Origin of the sequence: Pantoea sp. MBLJ3, assembly GCF_000816655.1 — a bacterium.
Classification (GTDB): domain Bacteria; phylum Pseudomonadota; class Gammaproteobacteria; order Enterobacterales; family Enterobacteriaceae; genus Pantoea; species Pantoea eucalypti.
Genome location: NZ_JSUT01000012.1, coordinates 296,311 through 318,417, shown reverse-complemented (window position 1 = coordinate 318,417; position 22,107 = coordinate 296,311). Strand labels below are relative to the sequence as shown.

The window sequence follows — 22,107 nt, the reverse complement described above, 5'->3', positions numbered from 1 at the left end:
GAGATGAACATGCTGGCTTCAGCTATTACCCTGATGCGCGCTAAAGCCAATTTCGTGCATCAGTTTATCCGCAACCCACGCAAGATGGGCAGCATTACGCCCTCATCTGAGGCGTTGTGCCGCGCCATGATCGCATCAGTCGAATGGCCTGAAACATTACGTGTTGCCGAACTCGGCGCGGGTGATGGGGTGCTGACGCGCTGGATACTGGATCAGATGTCACCTGATGCCACGCTGGATGCTTTTGAGATCAGTAACACGCTGGCAGACAAACTTGTTGCGATGGATGATCCACGCATGACAGTACGGACCTGTTCTGCGGAGTACCTGAGCGGGGAATATGACGTGATTTTCTCTGGCCTGCCGCTGCTGTCACTTCCGCCTGAGCTGCGTGAAGCCATTCTGCGCGCGGTTTATAACGCCCTCGGCCCGAAGGGCGTGTTTGTGCAGTTCCAGTACACCTCGCTGACCCAGCCTGACTTGTCGCGCTACTTCACCTGGGAGCGCCAGCGGGTGCTGAAAAATGTGCCACCCGCCTGGGTTTATCGCTGCACGCGTCACTACGCGCCCTGAGCACGCCCCATTGCCGGGCGCGTCTGTTGCCAGAATGCCACCAGCAACGCACGCGCCCAGTCTTTTCCTTCAATGTCGTTTGCCCCATCCTCTTTACAGCCCTCAGGCAGGCATGCGTTCATGATGTGCCGTGTAAATTCGGGATGAAACTGCACCGAGATCGCCTGCGGCGTATAGCGCACAATCTGACAGCCATCGCGTGCAGACGCGGCCAGCACCTGCGCCTGAGGCGGCGCGCTGATAACCGACTGACGATGCGATAGCCAGACGCTGAAATCCTGTGGCAGGTTTTGCAGCAGCGGATCGCGCTGCGCCTGAGCTGAGCAGCGAATCGGTAACAGACCACGCTCCCATCCATTGGGGTTATCTGCCACTTCGCCGCCCAGCGCATAGGCCATCAGCTGATGACCATAGCAGACGCCCAGCAGCGGCAGATCATGATCAATCGCTGCCCGAATCCATGCGGCACTGCGTTCGCTCCACTCAGCGTGATCGGTGACCATCGCCCAGGAACCGCTGAGGATCGCCCCGGATATCTGATCGAAATCGGGTAATGCCTCGCCCAGATGGGGCCGGACAATCAGGTACGCATCAGGTTGCAAATCCAGCGCATCAATAAACCAGCGTGGCTGTTCACCAATCTCTGAGACGACGTTTGCGGGTGGGACTTCAAGCTGAATTAACGCAAGGGGTAACGCGGACACAGGTATCATACCGAATCGGTTCCTTAAGAAGTCGTTTCAAATCAGTCTGCCAGCATCGCACGCAAAAGTCTCAGCGGCTGCGCGGCAATTGCAGAAAATTTGTTGCTGCGATTGGCTGGAATGCCGCAGTTCGTGCCATCATTAGCGGGCTAAGCAAAAATCATCAAAAGGATATTATCGTGGCTGTGCGGCATTTTTTTCTGATTCTGATGGTGGTTTCAATCTGGGCCTTCAACAACGTTGCAGTGAAATGGGGCCTGCTGGAGCTGCCGCCTCTGTTTCTGACGTTTATGAGATTTGTGGTCGTGGCCATCGTGCTGGTGCCGTTTTGCCGGATTAATCGTCAACAGTTACGCTGGCTGCTGCTGCTGGCGTTTACGTTCGGTTTTATGCACTTCTCGCTACTGTTTGTCGGCCTGCGCTACACCGATGCCGGCACTGGCGCCATTGTGGTGCAGCTGGGAACGCCGATTGCGATGCTGCTGGCGATGGTGGTGCTGAAAGAGAAACTGAAGCTGGTGCAGTTGCTGGGCATTATGATCTCGCTGAGCGGCGTGGTGGTGCTCTCCGGCAGCCCGACGATTCCGTCCTGGTGGGTGCTTTGTCTGCTGCTGTGCAGCGCCACCGGCTGGGCCGTCAGTAATCTGATTGTGAAGAAGTCACCGCCGATAAAGCCCTTAACCATGACCGGATGGATTGCGTTCCTGGCGATTCCAATCACAGGCGCGTCCAGCTTTGTGATGGAGTCGAACCAGCTCTATGCCCTGCAGCATGCAGGCTGGCACGGCTGGTTCGCGATTCTCTACAGCGCCATCGCCTCATCAATTGTGGCGTATACGCTGTGGTATGTGCTGCTGAAGAAATATAACGTCAATCTGATCATGCCCTACTCGCTGCTGACGCCGGTTTTATCCGTGCTGATGGGGATTGTGGTACTGGGTGACAGCCTGAACAGCTTTAAGATTATCGGTGCTTCACTGGTGATCCTCGGCACGGCCATCGCGGTGATTAACCTGCGTAACCTGCGGATGCATGCCCGCTTCCCGCGCCTGCGGCGGCGTTAATCCGGCGTGCTATGCTTGAGAAATGACCTTTCTCAGGGAGCACAACATGGACTTAAAGCTTGCCGCTTCTTTGTGGCAGCAGATGCAGCAGGGATTGCGGGGCGACGCCGACGCCTTGCCTCTTCCCGCTTTCGTTGATCGCGCCACCTTCTCTTCTGCTTTTGCCGTCAGTGAACTGGCGGCCACCAGCATTGGTCTGGCAACTCAGGCCACCGCCGCGCTCATCGCCGCCTCCCGCCCTGACTATTGCTCTCCGCCCGTCGCCGTTAATGTGCGCCTGGCATCGCGCTGGTTTCAGCAGAGTTTTTATCCGCTGAACCGTGCTGCACCCGCGATGTGGGATGCGTTTGCCGGTGACTATCGCAGCCGCGATGGCTGGATCCGCCTGCATACCAATGCCGCACATCACCGGCTGGCGATGGAGCAGGTGCTGGGCGCGCACGCCGATCGCGCGGCGCTGGCGATGCAGGTCCAGCGGTGGCAGGCCAGCGAACTGGAGCAGGCGATTATTGATGCCGGTGGCTGTGCCGCAGAGATGCGAAGCGCCGCTGCCTGGCAGCAGCATCCGCAGGGTCAGGCAGTGCAGCGCGAACCGCTGTTTAGCTGGCAGATCACCCAGCCAGCTCCTCTGCCCGACTGGCCGCTGGCCGAGGCGCGTCCGTTAATGGGTATAAAAGTTCTGGATCTGACGCGGATTATTGCCGGGCCGGTCGCTACCCGATTTCTTGCCAGCCTGGGGGCCAGCGTGCTGCGCATCGATCCGCCGGGCTGGCAGGAGCCGACACTGGATGAGGAGCTGAGCTGTGGCAAGCGCCGTGCGGTGCTCGACCTGACTCAGACTGCCGATCGCGAGCAGTTTATCCGCCTGCTGCGCGAGGCAGACGTGCTGGTGCATGGCTATCGGGCGGATGCGCTGGAACGGCTTGGGTTTGACGCAGAGACCCTTCAGGCGCTCTCACCTGGCCTTGTCCTTGCCGGGCTTAATGCGTGGGGCTGGCAGGGACCGTGGCGCAACCGCCGGGGGTTTGACAGTCTGGTGCAGATGGGATGTGGCATTGCTGAACGGGGTATGCAGTGGCAGCAGAGCGATAAACCGGTTCCGCTGCCAGTTCAGGCACTGGATCATGCCACTGGCTATCTGCTGGCGGCGGCGGTACTGGAGGGATTGAGGCGACGCGTTACAGATGGTCACGGCAGCCTGGTTCGGCTGTCACTGGCGCGCACCGCATGGCTATTGCAGCAGCACCCACTCGGGCAGTGCGCAGGCGCTGGCATTGAGCCACAGGTTAAAGATAACCTGCCCTGTTACGAATTAACGCCGTGGGGATTGGGGGTAAGGCTGCGGGCAGCAGCCTGGCTCCCCGGCACCCCGCAGATGTTCGCGACATCTGGCTCCGCGCCGGGTACGCACCCGGCGACCTGGTGAATCAGGCGTCGGGCGTTTCTTCGCTGCTATCCAGCAATTCGTTGTACATCGCCTGAATCGCTTCGCGGCTCAGCATCGCGAGGGTGCGGTAGAACGCAGTGGTAGCGTGCGCTTCCACTTTACCCAGGAACGTACCGCACCACGGCAGCAGATACTCTTCAAACAGCGCCAGTTGCGCTGCGCTCTCATCTTCCGCGGACTGATCTTCCAGCCATGATGCGGCCAGCAGCAGCACACCAAAATGGTCAGCAGGCGCATCGCTCAGCGGCATTCCACGTGAGGTCAGAAATGCACGCACGTCCGCTTCAGCTTTGCCTTCCGGCCACTGTGACGCGTAAGGCGGGACATTACAGTCGCTGCCAACGAACAGCGCGTTGTAATCAGCAGCCAGCGCCTGCGGATCGCTGTTCTGTTGCAGACGCGTCAGCAGCTCATCCTGCTCCAGCGGCCACTGCGACTGCAGTTTGCCTTCACGCAGCAGTGTGAACAGCGGCACCAGCAGCGGGTCCTGCGGCTGACGATTAAACAGTGAGCCAATCACACGGCACAGAATGGAAAACTCATTCATGAGTCAGATTTCCTTGAGGCAAAATAAATTAAAAGTCAGCCAGTTCAGCAATAGATTTGCCGCTACGCATTTCCAGAAAGTCGAGCAGGCGACGCGGCGTGACATTTAACACCCGATCCTCGGGAAAATCCACCTCGCGGGCAATGCGCAGGCAGTGCTCGAAATGGCCGAGCGTGAAAGCCGTATGGGAGTCGGAGCCAAATGCCAGTCGTCCACCTGCATCGCGCACGGCGGCGGCGATAGCCCGGCAGTTGGGTTCACTGCCCGGACGCGAGTGGGTAAAGGAGGAGTTATTCAGCTCCAGCGCCACATTGTAATGCGCTGCGGCCTCGGCAATCGCCGGGATATCGACAGGGAATTTCGGGTTGCCCGGATGGCTGATGATATGGACCAGACCACCTGCCATGGCGGCAATCATCGCGTCAGTGTGATGCTTTCTGTCCCGCGGCGCATAAACCGGCTCGTGAAAACCGGCGACGATTAAATCCAGCGCATCAAGCATCGGGCCAGAACAGTCGATCTCGCCCTGCTGATTTTTAATATTGGCTTCGATACCGCGAAGAATCCCTACGCCATCGATCACGCGCGGCCAGACGCGCATATTAATAAAGTGCCAGTAGTGCGGCGCGTCGGCCATGTCAGGGCCGTGATCGGTGATGGCAAACAGTTTCAGGCCGGTTTGCTTCGCCTGAGTCACGTAGTCATGCAGCGTGCTGTAAGCATGCGTGCTGGCGATGGTGTGCATATGCAGATCTACCGGATACATCCTCTTCTCCTGCTGAATGCCCCTGACGGGGCCGTTTCATTAATAGCCGCGCTGACGATCCACCCTGCCCTGCGGCGGCTCGCCTGCCTGATCCTGATTGATGGCACGGGCGATGTAGTCGATAGCTTCGTCGATTAAGGTTACCGCCGCATTATGGGGTGTGATCATGACACGCGGATGGGACCATAGCGGATGTGCTTCGGGCAGCGGTTCCACCTGAAAGACATCCAGTGCTGCCGCTTTCAGCTGACCGCTGTTAAGCGCAGCCAGCAGATCCTCTTCCACCACCTGCGCGCCGCGTGCGATGTTAAGGAAGAACGCGCCGTGCGGCAGCTGCTGTAAAAAGTGCTGATCGATGAGATTGATTGTCTCGTGTGTGCTCGGCAGCAGGTTGATGATCACCCGCGTCTCCTGCAGAAACGCAGGCAACGCATCGCGTCCGGCAAAGCTGGTTACGCCATCAATTTTTTTCGGTGAGCGGCTCCAGACACGCAGCGGAAATCCCCAGGGTTTCAGGCTCTCCGCCACGCTTTGTCCCAGTACGCCGGCGCCCAGGATGCCGATGGTAAACGCTTCACGCGTGTAAGCGGGCAGCGGCTGCCAGCACTGTTGCTGCTGCTGAAGACGGTAGTCGTCAAAACGACGGAACCAGCTCAGCACGCTATGCACCGCGTACTCCTGCATCTGACGCGCCATCCCGGTATCTTCCAGCCGGTACAGCGGCACGCTGTCGGGCAGCATCTCAGGATGCTGCTGCAGCTGCTTAAGAATTTCGTCAACACCTGCGCCCAGTGCAAAAACGCCGCGCAGTGTGGCGCGTCCCTGCAGCATCTCTGCGGGCGGGGAGCGGACCAGCGCATAATCAGCCGGACCGTTGTCGCCTGGCTGCCAGGCGCGAACCCGCGCCTGAGGCAGGCGTTGTTGTAAACCGTTAATCCAGGCCGCTGCAGACTGCGACGGGTGATACCAGATGATCTCCATCCTGCTCTCCTTTTTTCTTTCAGCGTCGGGGAAAAGTGGGGTGAGAGCAAGAAAAAACCGGCGTGAAAAAGCGGTTTTTTCCATAAAAATAATTCCCGTGGCTTCACATTTCCGGCTCGCGTCAGGGTTAAATAGACAGATAAGGTCTAAAGTTGGTCCTGTGGTCAATGCGTTACGCGCGGCCGCATTTCGGACAAGGAGAAAAACCGATGACAAAAATTGAGGTAAACGCCAACCCACGGCGTCAGCGTTATGCGCCCTTTCTGCTCACGTTGCTGCTGAGCGTTCCCGCTTTCACCACCCATGCCGACGATAACAGCCGCATGCTGAACAATCAGCCGCAGCCGCCGGACGTTCGTTTAGGGCCGCTGTTTAACGCCGTGCAACAGGCGAAGTTCTATCCCGATCAAAAGACCTTTGCTGATGCCGTGCCGAAATTCGATCCCGCCTCGATTCTTGCCGACTGGCAGATGCAGAAGAAACAGCGCAATTTCGATCTGAAACGTTTTGTGGATACCAACTTTACGTTGCCCGCTGCGGGCGACAAATATGTCCCGCCTGCGGGACAAAACCTGCGTGAGCACATTGATGGCCTGTGGCCAGTACTGACCCGCACCACCAGCAGCGTGGGTCAATACGACTCGCTACTGCCATTGCCAAAACCCTACGTGGTGCCTGGCGGGCGTTTCCGCGAAGTTTATTACTGGGACAGCTACTTCACCATGCTGGGGCTGGCCGAGAGCGGACACTGGGATAAAGTCCAGGATATGACGGATAACTTCGCCTCGCTGCTTGACCGCTATGGCCACATTCCCAACGGCAACCGCAGCTACTACCTGAGCCGTTCACAGCCACCGTTCTTCAGCATGATGGTCGAGTTGCTGGCCACGCATGATGACGGCAAAGCCTATACCCGCTACCTGCCGCAATTGCAGAAAGAGTATGACTACTGGATGGCCGACAGCGATAAAGTCGCGGCCGGTGCCGCCAGCAAGCGGGTGATTAAACTGGCGGATGGTACGTTGCTCAATCGCTACTGGGATGCGCGCGACGTGCCACGTACTGAATCCTGGATGGATGATATTGCCACCGCGCAGAAAGCGCCGCAGCGCAATAAAGCCGAGCTCTACCGCGAGCTGCGTTCCGGTGCCGCGTCGGGCTGGGATTTCAGTTCCCGCTGGTTCACCGATGCGCATAATCTGTCGACAATCCGCACCACACAGCTGGCGCCCGTTGACCTTAACAGCCTGATGTTCCACCTGGAGCAGACGCTGTCAAAAGGCTACCAGATGAATAAGCAGAGCGATCTGGCAAAGCAGTTTGCCGATCGCGCAGAGAAGCGTCAGGCGGCAATCAACCGCTATCTGTGGGACAGCAAACAGAACTGGTACGCCGACTATGACTGGCAGAAAAAACAGGTCCATCCGCAGTTAACGGCTGCTGCCCTGTTCCCGCTCTATCTTCAGGTAGCCAGTGACAGGCAGGCTGAAAGCACCGCCAGCGCGGTAGAAAAACAGCTGCTGAAGCCGGGTGGTCTGGTAACAACCACCGTAAACAACGGTCAGCAGTGGGACGCACCGAATGGCTGGGCTCCGCTGCAGTGGGTTGCCGTGGAAGGTCTTGAGCACTATAACCAGCCGAAACTCGCAAAAGAGGTCGGCTTACGCTTCCTGCAAAACGTCCAGAACACCTATGACCGTGAGCATAAACTGGTAGAGAAATATGTCGTTGACGGCAAAAATCTTGGCGGCGGCGGTGGCGGTGAATATCCGCTGCAGGACGGCTTCGGCTGGACAAACGGCGTCACGCTGAAACTGCTCGATAAGTATTGCCCGAAAGATAAAACCTGTAACAGCGCCCACGATATTCCTCAGGCGTCTGCCTCACAAAACTAAGTCACTCTGGATACCTCTGGCCCCGCCGGAGGTATCCGCACTCCCTTTCAGCGAATTTTACTTGACCTTCTTTCATCTACAGGCAAAATTGCAGCAAATTTACAAAAGTTAATAGTTCTCATTATGATAATGAGATTGCCTATCAATAATTTTATTCACCCGCCTGACCCTTTGCCAAGAAAGGAATTTTGATGAAACTGTCATTGTCGCTGAAAGGTTATGTTCACCTCTGCACCCTGGCGCTGACTGCGCCTGCTCTGAGTTTTGCTGCTGATATGGTTGTGACTGCCCAACCGCTGGAGGATTCGACCACGCCCACCCAGGGCTATCTGGCGACCACCAGCCAGGGCGCAACCAAGAGCGATCGTCCATTGATCACCACGCCGCAATCAATATCCGTAGTCACCCGTCAGCAGATGCAGGATCAGGGCGCACTGACCCTGAATCAGGCGCTGGGTTACAGCTCAGGCGTCTTTACTAACTTCGGCGGGGCCGCTACCCGTTACGACACCATTGCCCTGCGCGGCTTCCACGGTGGCGATGTCGATAACACCTTCCTCGACGGGATGCGGCTGATGAGTGACGGCGGCAGTTTCAACATATTGCAGGTGGATAATGCTTTCCTGGAACGCATCGACGTGATCAAAGGCCCCTCTTCCGCGCTCTATGGCCAGACAGTGCCGGGCGGACTGGTGAACATGGTGACTAAACGTCCTCAGTTCGCGGAAGAGGGTCACATTCAAGTGCAGGCGGGCAGCAACGCGACCACTGGCACGATGTTTGACTACACCAATGCCATTAATGACCAGTGGGCGTTTCGCCTGACCGGCGTAACCCGCAACAGCGATACCCAGTACGATCATACCCGTGAAGAGAAATATGCGCTGATGCCGCAGCTGATGTGGCAACCTGATGAAGATACCCATCTGATTCTGAAAGCCTACCTGCAAAAAGATCCGTCAGGCGGTTATCACGGTTCCGTGCCGGGTGACGGCAGCCTTACCGAACACAACGGCTATAAGTTGAGCAACGGCTTCTATGAGGGCAACAGCGATCTTGATCAGTTCAAACGCCACGAGCAGATCTACAGCTTCGATTTCGCCCATCGCTTTAACGACGTCTGGTCGTTCTCATCAACCGGCAGTTACAGCCACTCGAATGTCGATCTCGATCAGGTTTATCAGATTGGCTGGGATGAAAATAATCCCGATCTGCTGAATCGCTACTACTCTGGCGAGCGCTCGTCACTCTCCGCCTGGTCCACGGATAACCGCTTACAGGCGGAGTTCAACACCGGCGAACTGGAGCACCGCGTGACGCTGGGTGCCGAGTATCATCGTTACAAAAATGAGATCAGTGAGGCTGGCGGTCCGGCTAACCAGCTGAATGCCGTGACCGGCGATCAGGTGGGCGATATGCCTGAGCAGACCTGGGCAGATAGCACCCGCCGTTATTACCAGACCGGCCTCTATCTGCAGGATGAGATGAAGCTGGATCGCTGGCATCTCGATCTCTCCGGCCGTTACGATCGCATCGTCGCACAAAACAGCGGCAGCGATCGTCGTCAGGATGATCACATTAGCGGACGCGCCGCGCTGCTCTATGCCTTCGACAACGGCATTTCGCCTTATGTCAGCTGGAGCCAGGCGATTACCCCGACTGCGCTTACCGATCCCAACAATAACCTGCTGAAGCCGACCACCTCAGAGCAGTATGAAGCCGGGGTGAAATATCAGCCGGTGGGCACCCGCGATCTTTACAGCATGGCGGTTTATGACCTGACGCAGAAGGATGTGGCAAACCGTAATGTTAAAGACGGCACCTTTACGCCATCGGGCAAAGTCCATTCACAGGGTATTGAGCTGGAAGCACGTAATCAGTTAACCCCGCGTCTGAGCACCGTGGCGAGCTATACGCTGAACCATCTGCGCTTCAAAGATTCGGTGGATGGCAACAGCGGCCATACGCCGTATGTCACCCCTAACAGCATGGCTGCACTCTGGGGTCACTATCAGTTTGATTACGGTCTGAGTGCGGGCGCGGGCGTGCGTTACATCGGCAAACAGTGGGCGGACAATGAAAATACCACGCGCGTGCCGTCGGTGACGCTGTTTGATGCATCAGTGCGGGCCGATCTGGGTGTCTGGAACAGCAGCCTGAAAGGCGCATGGGTTCAGGTCAATGCCAATAACCTGACCGACCGCACCTATGTAGCGGGCTGTTACGGCACCGGCTATTGCTACTGGGGCGCGGAGCGCAGCGTGATGGCGACTGTCGGTTACGACTTCTGATAGCAGAGTAAAAGATAAAAAAAGGGGACGAATCGCTTCGTCCCCTTTTCTGTTAAAACTGTTACGGTTAACTGCGTACTTTGCGGTACACGAACAGCACCACGATGGCACCGATCACTGCGACCACAAAACTGCCGAAGTTAAACCCATCGACGCGGCCGAAGCCAAACAGCGTACTGATCCAGCCACCCACTACTGCACCGATAATACCCAGTACAACAGTCAGAATGAAACCGCCACCGTCTTTACCTGGCATAATCCACTTCGCCAGAATACCCGCGATCAAGCCAAAGACGATCCAGGAAATAATACCCATCTGTTGCTCCTTCCTTTTTATGATTAAATCGTGAACGCCTGATTTATCAAGCGGTTTACCGCGATAAGTATAGCCAGCATTTTGAAAATTGCTCGTCCGCTCACAGTTATTATTGATGACGAGCAAATTAAAGCTTTTTCCAGCCGCGCCGATAACCGTGACGAGGCAAAAAAAGAGTGTAAATACAGTAACCCCTTGTGGAGCAGGACGTGAAAGAAGCCGACCAGGAACAATATTTAAAACGTGGCACGCTGGCGGTTCTGGGCGTTATGAAAGATTTGCTGCGATTGCAGACGCCCTTACTGGTGCGCTTCCCGCGCGGGCAGTTTATCAGCCGGATGCTGACTGCCGATAAAGATCGCGTGGTGTTTGACCTCGGCAGTAATAACCTGGATAACGAGTACGCACTAACCAGCGACGATCTCAGTATCACCGCTGAAACCTTTGGTGCAAAAGTGGAGTTCAGCCTCACCTCACTGGAAAAAATTGAGTTTGAAGGCTTACCCGCTTTCAGCTCACCGCTGCCGGACCTGCTGTGGCAGATTCAGCGACGGGAATTTTTTCGGGTCTGCGCACCGATGGAGCCGCAGTTCTGGTGCCACACCCTGTGGCCGGATGGCAGTAAAACGCGTCTGCGATTACAGGATCTCTCTCTGGGCGGTATCGGTGTGCTGGTGGATGAACCGCTGCCGGAAGGCTTGCAGAATGGCGACAGCTTCAATCAGTTCCGGGTTGAGCTGGGCGAATATGGCATTTTTGAAGTGCCGGTGAAGCTGTTGAGTATTGGCGAACGCTGTGTCGTGAACCGCAAAAATGAAACCCTGATTACACCCCGCCTGAGCTTTCGTTTTGCCACGCTGAATCCGGCACAGGAGCGACAGCTTCAGCAGATTATCTTTGCCCTTGAGCGCCTGGCGCGCGATAAATCGACCCGATTCCAGTAACTGCTTTATGGATGCGCCACGCAGGTGGGCCGCATCCAGGCTATGCTTCCTGCTTGTTTTCTTTTAAACCGGAACCCAGCAAGGAGACCCTCCCCAATGGAAAACTGGCTCTCTTCACGTCGTTTTCACGCCCTCTTTTTTAATCAGGAACTCTGGATCAACAGCGCTATCGTTATCGTCTCCACCCTGGTGATTTACTGGGTATTACGTACCCTGATTCGCTTTATCTCCAACCGGATTGCCCTCTATAGCGAACATCGTCACGTCCGCGCCACTGCGATTCTGGTGGAGATATTGCGCAGCACCAGCCAGACACTGCTGCTGATCTTTTCGCTGCTGATTGCCCTGAAGTTTGTCGACCTGCCTGCTTCATGGAGCGTGACTATTGCGCACGGCTGGTTCCTGGCGCTGATTGTGCAGCTCGCGCTATGGATAGACTGCGGCATCCGGCTATGGCTGAAAAGCCTGCTGCGCGATCCGATTCATGTGCGTAATCCGGTGACGACGGTGATCCTGGGCATTCTGCTGCGGGTGGTGGTCTGGATCATGATGTTCCTGGCCATTCTGTCGAACATCGGCATCAACATTACAGCACTGGTTGCCAGCCTTGGCGTTGGCGGTATCGCGATTGCGCTGGCAATTCAGACCGTGCTGAGTGATGTGTTTGCGTCGCTGGCGATAGGCTTTGACAAGCCGTTTGAGCACGGCGACTTTATTGTGTTTGGTGATATTGCGGGCACTATTGAACATATTGGCCTGAAAACCACGCGTCTGCGCAGCCTGAGCGGTGAGCAGATTGTTTGCTCAAACACTATTCTGTTGCAGCAGACCATCCATAACTACAAACGCATGCAGCAGCGCCGCATCGTCTTTAAGTTTGGTATCAGCTATGCCACGCCCTCTGATCAGGTTCGGGCGATCAGCCCGCTGGTTAAAGAGATTATCCAGGACATTGATACGACCCGTTTTGACCGCGCCCACTTCCTGGCCTTTGAAGACTCAAAGCTGACCTTTGAAGTGGTCTATTTTGTGCTCGATGCGGATTACAACAAATACATGGATATTCAGCAGGAAATTAACCTGCAGCTGATGGCGGCTCTTGAAGAGCGTAACATCCGCTTCGCCTTCCCGATTCGTCAGGTGGAGTTCAGCGGCGGCAATCTGCCTCCGGTGGATCTGGTTGCGGTGGAAAATGAAGATGGCGAGGTGCGCAGGATGGCGCGCTAAACCCAGGCCCGCCCTCCTGTATTGGGATGGCGGGCAGGGATACCGGTGCGGCCAGAACCGTAAGCGCATCGGCTGTCCCACCTTCCCCTATGGCGTTCTGCAATTCAGTCTCACCGTTTACTCATGCCGGTAACAACTTACACCGAGATACTCACTAAACGCTTCCTGCAGCACATCTGCCGTCGCTGAGTGATTCATCGCCACGTGATGCTCAAAGCCATTACGGCAGATCCACGCCAGCAATGTTTCCAGTTGCGGCACCTGAATCACCGCACGACAGCCCACCGTGTCCAGCGGATCGGTGACCGACATCCCCTCGCCCACATAGGCTTTGATTTCGCCGCTGAAGTCGTCGGTTGAGAGACGGAAGTAGGTCAGTTCACCCTGCTTCATCCGGCCATGCACTGCACCGCAGGTGTTCTCTTTGCCCACCGTGGTGCCGATAATATCCGCCGTGCCCATCGTCGGTGACTCCAGGCTGGCACTGGCGAAGTTACCACAGTGAAACAGCACGCATTTGTCCCGTTCATCGCCAAAGTTGTTGTTCCAGTCCGCCAGTGAGGCAGGACTCAGCGAACAGCTGGCGAGCGCGTACATCGACAGCGCGCCCATCACGTCTACTTCGCAGGCGCTGGGCATCAGCTGGCCCGACATCACGCTCATGATTGAGCAGACGTTAATCCCCAGATTCTCCTGCAGTGAGGTCCAGCACTGAATAGCGGTGGTATCAATATCGTTGTCACTGATCCATTCGCTGATCACCACAAACAGTTTGGCCATGGTCACCAGTTTGTCACCCGGAATGCCGCGCGCATCAGCGTTAGCCTCCAGGATTTCACGCTTCTCTGCTACGCGGATATCATGATCGCGCAGCCGGTTGGTACGCGTAAAAATCTCCGATAAATCCAGGGTTTCCACCGCGATGCCCATCTTCTCCAGCAGCTTTTCGCTATAACGCACGGTGTTAAATCCGGCGGGCCGCGCACCAATCGCCCCGACGCGCACCCGACGCATGGCATTCACGACACGACAGAGCTGGCTAAACCGCTGCAGATCCTGCCTGAAGACCTCACCGCTCAGGGCGCAGACGTGCTGGCGGGTCAGGGTAAACGGAATACCATATTGCCGCAGGTTATTGCAGAGCGAAATTTTGCCGCAGAAGCTGTCGCGACGGGTCGCCAGCCCCATTTTATCGAGATTATCCTCTTCCGCCTGCACCAGCACTGGCACATTCAGGCCAGCCAGACGCAGCGCTTCTGCAATCGCTTTTTCATCACCAAAGTTAGGCAGCAGCACCACAATGCCGTGAATTTTTTCGCGGTGCTCGCGAAACAGTGCAGCGCAGATTTTTGCCTCCTGCCGCGTCTCTACGCCGCCCAGGTTGGTCTGGGTTTCATCCAGCATGACCGTATTGATGTTCATTTTTTCAAACAGCGCGACCGCCTGCTGGCGCGCCTCGCCCACCAGATAGCTGGGAAAAAAACCCCGGTTGCCAATAATGACACCGAAGGTTAACTGCTGAGGAAGTGTTGACATGGCTCTGCTCCGGATAAGGATTAATGTGGCTGATAACGACAGCGTGCAACGGCATCGATCCAGCCTTTATAATTTTCCTGCATACGCTGCGCGTTCTCTTCACGCGGCAGGATGACGCTGCCGCCCTGTAAAGCCTGCATATCACTGCCCTGCTGCCACCACCCCAGCACTTTGCCTGCCAGCAGTGCCGCGCCCAGCGCGGAGACCTCAGCAGTCGGGACCCGCTGCAGCGGCCGCTGCAACACATCGGCCTGTAACTGCATCAGCCAGCTATTTTCAGTGGCGCTGCCATCGACACAGAGCGCCGGAAGCTGCTGTCCGCTGGCCTGCTCCATCGCGAAAAAGACATCGGCGATTTGCCAGACGATCGACTCGAGTGCCACCCGCGCCAGCACGTCAGGTGTCGCGGCATCCGTCAGTCCGCACACCATGCCGCGTGCCTGAAGATCCCACCAGGGCGCGCCCAGACCCGAGAGCGCAGGGACAAAATAGATGCCCTGATTGTCGTCGCAGCGTTGCGCCATCGCGGTCAGCTCACGTGGATCCTGTACGCCGAGCAGTTTACCCAGCCAGGCGGCACCGGAACCGGTGTGCGTGATGTTGCCTTCAAACGCATAACGCAGCGTGCCGTCATGCCAGGCCACCGTGGTGCTGAGGCCATTTTCCGTCAGCAGCGGCGTTGCCATGGACATCATCAATGAAGAGCCGGTGCCGTATGTGGCTTTCACCACTTCAGACTCGCCGCGGCGTTGCGCCTGCAGCGCGGCATGGGAATCACCAATACGCGCCAGAATCGGCGTGCCTGCCGCCAGACCGGGAATGTCATTTACCGCCACCACGCCCTGTTCACTGGCTGAAGAGGTGATGCGCGGCAGTGCGGCGCGCGGCAACTGAAACAGCGTCAGCAGCTCGTCATCCCAGTCGTTGAGGTGCAGACTGTAGAGCTGCGTGCGGGAGGCGTTGGCGTGATCGGTGATAAAGACTTCGCCCGCGCTGAGCTGCCAGGTGAGCCAGCTGTCGACCGTGCCGATGCAAAGCTCGCCGGCAGCCGCCCGCGCCGCGCCCTCGGGAATGGTGGCCAGCATCCCGGTCAGCTTGGCGGCCGGAAACATCGGATCAACAGCCAGCCCGGTCAGGCCGGTGATGCGAGGCGCTTTACCCGCCTGCCGAAGGTCGCGACAGAATGACTCGGAGCGTCGATCCTGCCAGCTCACCAGCGGTGTCAGCGGCTGACCATCACGCCGCTGCCAGATCATCACCGACTCACGCTGATTACTGATCGCCACCGCCGCGACAGGCGCACCTGCACACGACGCCAGACAATGGGCGATGGCTTGTTTTACCGCCTGCCAGATTGCCACAGGATCCTGCTCAGCCAGACCGGGCTGCGGGTGTTGCAGGGTTAAACTCTGGCTACCGCGTGCCACCACACGGCCGTCGCGATCCACCGCAATCGCCTTGGCATTGGTGGTGCCTTCGTCAATCGCCAGAATCAGAGGTCCCACCATGTTTATGCTCCTGCGCAGATGCGCGCTGCACTGTTGACCACGCTGCGGGCATCAATGCCGTGATGGGCGCGGGTGGAGGCGCGATCGCCTGCAATCGCATATTCCCCATCCGCAATGCCAAGCCGCAACAGCGGGATGCCACAACCGCCTTCCGCCAGCACCTCAGCCACAAGGCTGCCGACGCCGCCATTGACGTTGTGCTCTTCCACGGTAATCACCGCTGGATAGTGATTTAGCAGGTTGCGCAGCTGTTGGGAATCACAGGGTCGAATCGATGGAACCGCGATCACACCGGCTGAAATGCCCTGTTCAGTCAGTTGCTCGGCGGCGTGAACCACCTCGTGAACCGTTGAGCCCATCGCCACCAGCGCGATGTCACTGCCTTCCCGCAGCACATCGATCGCGCCTGGTCTGAACTGATAATTTTCATCGTGCAGCTGCGGCAGATCTTTGCCATCCAGACGGATATAGACCGGCCCGACATGCTCAAGGGCGTAGTCGATGATCTGGCGGCACTCCAGCGGGCAGGAAGGCGCATAGATCTCAATATTGCCGAATCCGCGCATCACCGCGATGTCATCAATGCTGTGATGGGTGCTGGCTAACGGGCCATAACTGGCCCCGGCATTCAGCCCGAACAGTTTGACGTTGGTGTTGTTGTAGCAGACGTCGACTTTCACCTGCTCATTGGCACGTGACACCAGAAACGGCGCGGCGTTACAGGTCACCGCGACTTTGCCGCCCAGCGCCAGACCTGCCGCTGTTCCCACCAGCGTCTGCTCGGCGATACCGACATTAATCAGCCGGTCGGGAAATGCCTTAATAAAGGGGGCAATTTTGGCGGTTGAGGTTGAGTCGGCCACCACAGGAACCAGATCCACGCCACGATTCACCGCGTCGATAAAGGCCGTCACCATGACGCTTGCTAAATGTTGTGCATTACTCATCTTTCAGCTCCTCCAGTGCCAGTGCGATCTCTTCGCCTTTCGGCACCCGGTGATGCCATTCCGCCTTGCTCTGGATAAAGGAGACGCCAAAGCCTTTTTCGGTATGCGCCACAATCACCTGCGGTTTGCCGTTCTTCGGCAGGTTTTCAATGGTGTCGACCACGGATGCCATCGCATTGCCGTTGCATTCGGTGACCTCCAGCCCAAAGGCGCGCCATTTTTCCGGCAGCGGATCGGTGTTCATGATGTCGCGGGTCGCACCCGCCAGTTGCAGCTTGTTCTTGTCATTGATGATGATCAGATTATCGAGGCCGTAATGCGCCGCGACCAGTGCCGCTTCCCAGTTACTGCCTTCCGCCAGCTCACCATCGCCGGTGACCACAAAGATGCGGCGCGAACTGTTATCTTTTTTCGCTGCGATAGCGATGCCGACCGCCACAGGCAGGCCATGGCCCAGCGCGCCAGTATTGAGCTCGACGCCCGGCGTTTTCTGCCGGACCGGATGGCCGGGCAGATGCGAGTCCGCGTGCTGATAGGTCGCCAGCCAGTCGGTCGGGAAGTAGCCCGCTTCCGCCAGCACGCAGTAGTAGCCGCCTACCGCGTGCCCTTTCGACTGGATGTAGATGTCACGCTGATTATCATCCGTGCGATCCGGTGCGCAGTTCAGAATGCGAAAGTAGAGCGCAGTGAGGATCTCCACCTGCGACAGGTCAGCGCCGGTATGACCGCCTGCCGGGCTGCCTGCGTTAAGCTGGATGATGCGCCGACGGATAGCCCGCGCCCGGCGCTCAAGGTCTTCGACCGGAAGATTGAAAGGATTCATACACTACCTCTGAATTTTAAATCGGTTATGAATATATATTCACGCCAGTTAAAAAATTTTGTGCCTAAAAAAGTGTGTGGCTGATAAAGGTCTTGTCCTCTGTTCACCACACTGCCCGTCACTCCGGGCTGACTGCTGCCGCTTATGCAGAATCGCTTAGCGGTGCACCCTGCCCGGACGGCGATAAACCAGTCAGGATTTAGCCGGTGCCCCCTCCTCAATTAATGCTTTCTGCGCCACGACCGCCGCCTTCTGCTGCATCCGGCTCTGAGTCTGGTCGATGATGACCGCGATGATGATGACGATGCCTTTGATCACCATCTGCCAGAATTCGCTGACGCCCATCATGATCAGACCATCCGCCAGAAAGCCGATGACGAACGCACCGATCAGCGTCCCGACAATCGTGCCACGTCCGCCCGCCAGTGAGGTGCCGCCCAGTACCACAGCCGCAATGGCGTTCATCTCAAACGCTGTGCCGTTTGCCGGATGGCTGGCGACCAGTTGTGATGAGACCAAAATGCCGGCAATCGCTGCGCAGAATCCCGACAGGGTATAAACCAGAATCTTCACCTGACGGGTTTTCACGCCTGAGAGTTCAGCGGCGCGCTCGTTGTCGCCGATGGCATAAACCTGACGGCCAAACGGCAGGCGACGAGCGATATAGGCGATCACCAGCGCCAGCACCACCATCATCCAGATGGCATAAGGCAGTCCGAGAAAGGTGCCGGCCCCGATTCGATCGAAGCCGGTATTACCCAATAGCGGATTACCCTGCAAACCGGGAAAGGTTTCGCCACCGGAGGTCAGCATCGCCGCACCGCGCAGGATGTACATGGTGCCAAGGGTGCAGATAAAAGGTGCGACATTGTAGCGGGTAATGATCCAGCCGTTGCCGGCGCCAATAAGCGCACCGATCAACAGCACGACCGGCACGATTACCCAGACGCTGGGGAAGATGGCGATGCCAAACATCGGCAGCACAATCCCTTTGGTGATCAGCCAGCCCGCGATCATGCCGCACAGCCCCAGCGTCGCCCCAATCGACAGGTCAATGCCGGCGGTGATAATGACAAAGGTGATACCCAGCGCCAGAAAGGCGTTGATGGCGATGTGTTTCACCATGATCACCAGACTGCCGGTGGCGAGAAAGTCCGGCACGGTGATGGCGAAGAAGCCGACAATCAGAATCAGCGCAATAAAAGTACGCAGCTTCAGAAGCAGCAGCAGAATGCTTTCGCGTGAACTAAACGCTTTCGCCGGAAGTGTGTTCAGCGCGACGCTGTTATTGCTTTTCATGCTCAGAACCCCTGCGCACTTGCTTTCACCAGCGCTGCCTCTTCCGCCTGGTCTCGCGGAAGGTCAGCCGTAAGTTTGCCGCCCGACATCACCAGGATGCGATCGGCTACCGCCATAATCTCTTTCAGGTCTGAGGTGGAGAACAACACCGCAATACCCTGCTGCGACAGCGCCACCATCATGCGAAACACCTCCGCTTTAGCCCCGACGTCAATGCCGCGACTCGGCTCATCCAGCAGCAGCAGACGCGGATTCGTCAGCAGCGCGCGGCCAATCACCACTTTCTGCTGGTTGCCACCACTCAGTGCGCTGATAGCGACGTCCGGCGAGGAGATTTTGATCGCCAGATTACCGACCGTCTGAGTCACTGCCTGCTGCTCCGCCCGGTGCGCAATGGCAAAGCGGTGCGACAATCGCCGCCACAGGCTGGCGATGGTGAGATTACTGGCAACTGACGAGACCGGGAAAATCCCGGCGCGTTTGCGATCCTCCGGCACCAGACTCATCCCCATGCGGATGCGATCGGCAGTGGGCAGGCGCGTAGGCAGCGGTTTACTGTCGAGCCACAGCTTGCCCAGATAGTGACGCTGGCTGCCGAGCAGACACTCAAACAGCTCCGTGCGACCCGCCCCCATCAGGCCGTAGATCCCGACAATCTCCCCGGCCCGCACCTGAAAACTGACGTCATCAACCAGGGTATTGCCGTTGGGGCTGACGCAGGTGATGTGCTGCGCCTCAAGAACCGGCGCGCCAAACTCACGCTCGTCCGGCAGGAAGGTGGTCACCGGCTCACTGCCGAGCATCTCGCGAACGATCCACGGCACATCGATGGTGCTGACCGGCGCTTCTGCCTGAAAGCGTCCGTCGCGCAGAATCGTAATCACGTCGCCAATTGCCATCAGCTCTTCCAGCCGATGAGAAATATAAATGAGGGTAACGCCCTGCTGCGTCAGGTCGCGGATGACCCGGAAGAGGATCTCAACTTCGGTTTTACTCAGTGCCGAGGTGGGCTCGTCAAGAATCAGAATGTCCGCGTCTTCCGCCAGCGCTTTAGCGATCTCCACCAGTTGCTGCTGACCCACTTTGAGATTGCCGACCCGCTCACCGGGCGGGATAGGCTGGTCAAGACGCGCCATCAGTGCGGCGGTGCGTCGTGCCTGCTCCGCCTCATTGATCGGCGCCAGGCCACGCTGGATCTCCCGGCCCAGAAACAGGTTCTCCGCCACGGTAAGGTTTTCAAACAGATTCAGCTCCTGATGCACCATGCCGATGCCGTGCCGGGCGGCATCGCGGGTGCTGCTCAGCGTCAGCGGCTCACCATTCAGAAACAGCGACCCGGCGGTAGGCTGCTGCACGCCCGCCAGAATCTTCATCAGCGTCGATTTGCCCGCGCCGTTTTCACCGATAATCACATTCACTTTGCCGCGCCAGACCCGGTAATCGACGCGATCCAGCGCCAGCGTGCCGGGAAACAGCATAGAGATCTGTTCGGCCCGCAGAATAATTTCATCTTCCATCAGGGCGTCCCCCGCTTCAGCTCAATCGCCACCACCTCTTCAACGCTGTTCTGCCCGATGCTTACAGCCAGCAGCGCCTGCACTGGCTGGTTGACCCAACTGGCATCCAGTGGCGGCAACTGCTTCACTGCATGACGATTGAGTGCCCGGGTGAGCTGGGCGTACTGCACCTGATTAGTAAATTCTTCGAAACGGAAACCGGCGGCATCCCGGATAGCGTTGCTGCGCAATACCGGGCCAACGCTGATCGCCACCGGCTTACCATTAATCATCAGCGTCAGCGTGCGTTCACGCGGGTTACTCTCATCAAAAGCGCTGGCCGTCCCGCTGGCCCGCACAAAGACACTTTCGCGGCCGCCAGATTTCACCGTCTGACTTTTCGCTTCCATGTCGGCCCAGCTCAGCGCGTGGCTGTTCGCAGTGGCCATAACACGCGGCTGCCAGGTTTCCTCCGCAATCTGCTGCGGCGTCTGGGTGGTATAGCTGGGCTTCGCGTGCGGATCTTTCGGCATGATCGGGTTACCGTCCGCATCCAGATCCACCACGGTACAGGCGCTGAGCAGCGCCATCCCGATCAATACCGCCAGTATCCGTTTCATGATTATTTCGCCAGGTTGAAGTTTTTCAGCTTCGCGGCGTTGCTTTCGTCAATCAGCACGCAGTCCATCAGCTGCTTCTCCTGCTTCTGTGCTTTGCCGTTCTTCAGGTAGTAATCCGCCTGCGAGACCGCCATCTGCGCCTGATCCCAGCCCGGCTGCAGCACCGTCGCTTTGATATTGCCTTTGTTGAGGATGGAATCGCGGGTGTAGTCACTGCCGTCGAAGCCCACCACGATCACCGATGTTTTTCCCGCGGCTTTCAGCGCCGCTTCTGCGCCCAGTGCCATGGTGTCGTTGCCAGAGATCACACCCACGATGTTGGGGTGTTTTTGCAGCAGGGTTTCCATGCGGCTGAAGGCTTCGGTCTGACTCCAGTTGGCGCTCTGCTGCGCCACCATTTTCATGTCGGTATAATCATCCAGTACATCGTGATAACCCTGCGACCGCACGCCCGCATTGGTATCCGACTCCTTGCCGAGCAGTTCAATGTAGTCCCCTTTGCCGCCCAGCAATTTGGCAAATTTCTCTGCACCCAGCTGCGCGCCCTGATAGTTATTGGAGACGATCTGCGCCACGGCGATGCCGGTTTTATTAATTTCACGGTCAATCAGGAAAACCGGGATGCCGGCATCTTTGGCTTTCTGCACCGGCCCGACGGTGGCGTCCGCACCGGCGTTGTCCAGAATGATCGCTTTGGCTTTTCGTGCAATTGCGGTCTCAATCAGCTGGTTTTGCTTATTAACATCATCGTCATGGGACGCCACCAGCGTGGCGTAACCCAGCTCTTTAGCTTTGGCCAGAGCGCCTTCCGCCTCGGCTTTAAAGAAAGGGTTGTCATGGGATGGGGTGATAATCGCCAGCAGGCCTTGCTCCGCCGCCAGCGCCGTTGCAGAAAAAGCGATCATTGAAGCCAGCAGGGTCAGTTTAATCAGAGGACGAGTCATTATTATTCTCCGCTTGAATATATATTCACATGCGATTTTATATGCATAATGACTATGCGCCTGCGCGGACACGCCGTCCAATGCGCGATCTTTAAAAAGCGAAAACGATCACAAATTAGCCTGCGTTGTGATTTTGATCATCCTGGTTAACAATACCGGGCAGATTCAGAGAGGGAAAA

At 57.3% G+C, this 22,107-nt stretch carries 20 protein-coding genes; 7 read left to right on the top strand and 13 right to left on the bottom strand.

What is annotated here, in order from left to right; translation table 11 throughout:
- Positions 1-9: 9 nt before the first annotated feature.
- On the top strand, positions 10-573 hold the full coding sequence (locus NP77_RS17955) for a class I SAM-dependent methyltransferase (RefSeq protein ID WP_003853330.1): 564 nt from the start codon (positions 10-12) through the stop codon (positions 571-573).
- On the opposite strand, the gene NP77_RS17950 is transcribed toward NP77_RS17955, so the two are convergent.
- Positions 561-1,286, bottom strand: coding sequence for a glutamine amidotransferase (locus NP77_RS17950; RefSeq protein ID WP_039661061.1), 726 nt, complete (start codon positions 1,284-1,286; stop codon positions 561-563). The two genes, NP77_RS17955 and NP77_RS17950, sit on opposite strands and share 13 nt — an antisense overlap.
- Positions 1,287-1,456: 170 nt before the next feature.
- Between NP77_RS17950 and NP77_RS17945 the strand changes: the two genes are divergently transcribed.
- Positions 1,457-2,341: a DMT family transporter gene (locus tag NP77_RS17945; protein WP_039661060.1), complete on the top strand. Its 885-nt coding sequence runs from the start codon at positions 1,457-1,459 to the stop codon at positions 2,339-2,341.
- 46 nt (positions 2,342-2,387) lie between these two features.
- The gene (locus NP77_RS17940; RefSeq protein WP_039661059.1) at positions 2,388-3,767 is read left to right on the top strand and encodes a CoA transferase; all 1,380 of its coding nucleotides are present in this window, start codon (positions 2,388-2,390) and stop codon (positions 3,765-3,767) included.
- A gap of 1 nt (position 3,768) precedes the next feature.
- On the opposite strand, the gene NP77_RS17935 is transcribed toward NP77_RS17940, so the two are convergent.
- Genes NP77_RS17935 through ghrA form a run of 3 tightly spaced genes read right to left on the bottom strand, consistent with a single transcriptional unit; the run spans position 3,769 to position 6,082 of the window.
- Complete coding sequence (locus NP77_RS17935; RefSeq protein WP_003853337.1) at positions 3,769-4,335, bottom strand: molecular chaperone; 567 nt, start codon at positions 4,333-4,335, stop codon at positions 3,769-3,771.
- Positions 4,336-4,363: 28 nt separating this feature from the next.
- Positions 4,364-5,101, bottom strand: coding sequence for a phosphatase (locus NP77_RS17930; RefSeq protein ID WP_008925969.1), 738 nt, complete (start codon positions 5,099-5,101; stop codon positions 4,364-4,366).
- A 39-nt stretch (positions 5,102-5,140) separates the two neighbouring features.
- Positions 5,141-6,082 (bottom strand): glyoxylate/hydroxypyruvate reductase GhrA, encoded by a 942-nt coding sequence (gene ghrA, locus NP77_RS17925; RefSeq protein WP_039661056.1) that lies wholly within the window; start codon positions 6,080-6,082, stop codon positions 5,141-5,143.
- A 209-nt stretch (positions 6,083-6,291) separates the two neighbouring features.
- Between ghrA and treA the strand changes: the two genes are divergently transcribed.
- Positions 6,292-7,977 (top strand): alpha,alpha-trehalase TreA, encoded by a 1,686-nt coding sequence (gene treA / locus NP77_RS17920; RefSeq protein WP_039661055.1) that lies wholly within the window; start codon positions 6,292-6,294, stop codon positions 7,975-7,977.
- Between the two features lie 191 nt (positions 7,978-8,168).
- On the top strand, positions 8,169-10,268 hold the full coding sequence (locus tag NP77_RS17915) for a TonB-dependent siderophore receptor (protein WP_039661054.1): 2,100 nt from the start codon (positions 8,169-8,171) through the stop codon (positions 10,266-10,268).
- A gap of 67 nt (positions 10,269-10,335) precedes the next feature.
- Here NP77_RS17915 and NP77_RS17910 read toward each other — a convergent pair whose 3' ends face one another.
- Positions 10,336-10,584 (bottom strand): GlsB/YeaQ/YmgE family stress response membrane protein, encoded by a 249-nt coding sequence (locus tag NP77_RS17910; protein WP_003851381.1) that lies wholly within the window; start codon positions 10,582-10,584, stop codon positions 10,336-10,338.
- Between the two features lie 209 nt (positions 10,585-10,793).
- Here NP77_RS17910 and NP77_RS17905 point away from each other — a divergent pair, with 209 nt between their 5' ends.
- Positions 10,794-11,528: a flagellar brake protein gene (locus NP77_RS17905; RefSeq protein WP_008925965.1), complete on the top strand. Its 735-nt coding sequence runs from the start codon at positions 10,794-10,796 to the stop codon at positions 11,526-11,528.
- Between the two features lie 96 nt (positions 11,529-11,624).
- Positions 11,625-12,755: a mechanosensitive ion channel family protein gene (locus NP77_RS17900; RefSeq protein WP_039661052.1), complete on the top strand. Its 1,131-nt coding sequence runs from the start codon at positions 11,625-11,627 to the stop codon at positions 12,753-12,755.
- A 117-nt stretch (positions 12,756-12,872) separates the two neighbouring features.
- On the opposite strand, the gene NP77_RS17895 is transcribed toward NP77_RS17900, so the two are convergent.
- The 8 genes from NP77_RS17895 to NP77_RS17860 form a co-directional block, all read right to left on the bottom strand.
- The gene (locus NP77_RS17895) at positions 12,873-14,291 is read right to left on the bottom strand and encodes an L-fucose/L-arabinose isomerase family protein (RefSeq protein WP_039661050.1); all 1,419 of its coding nucleotides are present in this window, start codon (positions 14,289-14,291) and stop codon (positions 12,873-12,875) included.
- A gap of 20 nt (positions 14,292-14,311) precedes the next feature.
- Positions 14,312-15,799 (bottom strand): FGGY family carbohydrate kinase, encoded by a 1,488-nt coding sequence (locus NP77_RS17890; protein ID WP_039661048.1) that lies wholly within the window; start codon positions 15,797-15,799, stop codon positions 14,312-14,314.
- Between the two features lie 2 nt (positions 15,800-15,801).
- Positions 15,802-16,746 carry a transketolase family protein gene (locus tag NP77_RS17885; protein WP_039661047.1) on the bottom strand — a complete coding sequence of 315 codons (945 nt, stop codon included), beginning with the start codon at positions 16,744-16,746 and terminating at the stop codon, positions 15,802-15,804.
- The gene (locus tag NP77_RS17880) at positions 16,739-17,569 is read right to left on the bottom strand and encodes a transketolase (RefSeq protein ID WP_033762432.1); all 831 of its coding nucleotides are present in this window, start codon (positions 17,567-17,569) and stop codon (positions 16,739-16,741) included. The genes NP77_RS17885 and NP77_RS17880 overlap by 8 nt, the downstream gene beginning before the upstream one ends.
- A 192-nt stretch (positions 17,570-17,761) precedes the next feature.
- The gene (locus tag NP77_RS17875) at positions 17,762-18,868 is read right to left on the bottom strand and encodes an ABC transporter permease (RefSeq protein WP_039661045.1); all 1,107 of its coding nucleotides are present in this window, start codon (positions 18,866-18,868) and stop codon (positions 17,762-17,764) included.
- 2 nt (positions 18,869-18,870) lie between these two features.
- Positions 18,871-20,385, bottom strand: coding sequence for a sugar ABC transporter ATP-binding protein (locus NP77_RS17870; RefSeq protein WP_039661043.1), 1,515 nt, complete (start codon positions 20,383-20,385; stop codon positions 18,871-18,873).
- Complete coding sequence (locus NP77_RS17865) at positions 20,385-20,984, bottom strand: DUF2291 family protein (protein WP_003851391.1); 600 nt, start codon at positions 20,982-20,984, stop codon at positions 20,385-20,387. Before NP77_RS17865 ends, NP77_RS17870 begins: the two co-directional genes overlap by 1 nt.
- A gap of 2 nt (positions 20,985-20,986) precedes the next feature.
- Positions 20,987-21,928: a D-ribose ABC transporter substrate-binding protein gene (locus tag NP77_RS17860; protein WP_003851394.1), complete on the bottom strand. Its 942-nt coding sequence runs from the start codon at positions 21,926-21,928 to the stop codon at positions 20,987-20,989.
- Positions 21,929-22,107: the final 179 nt, after the last annotated feature.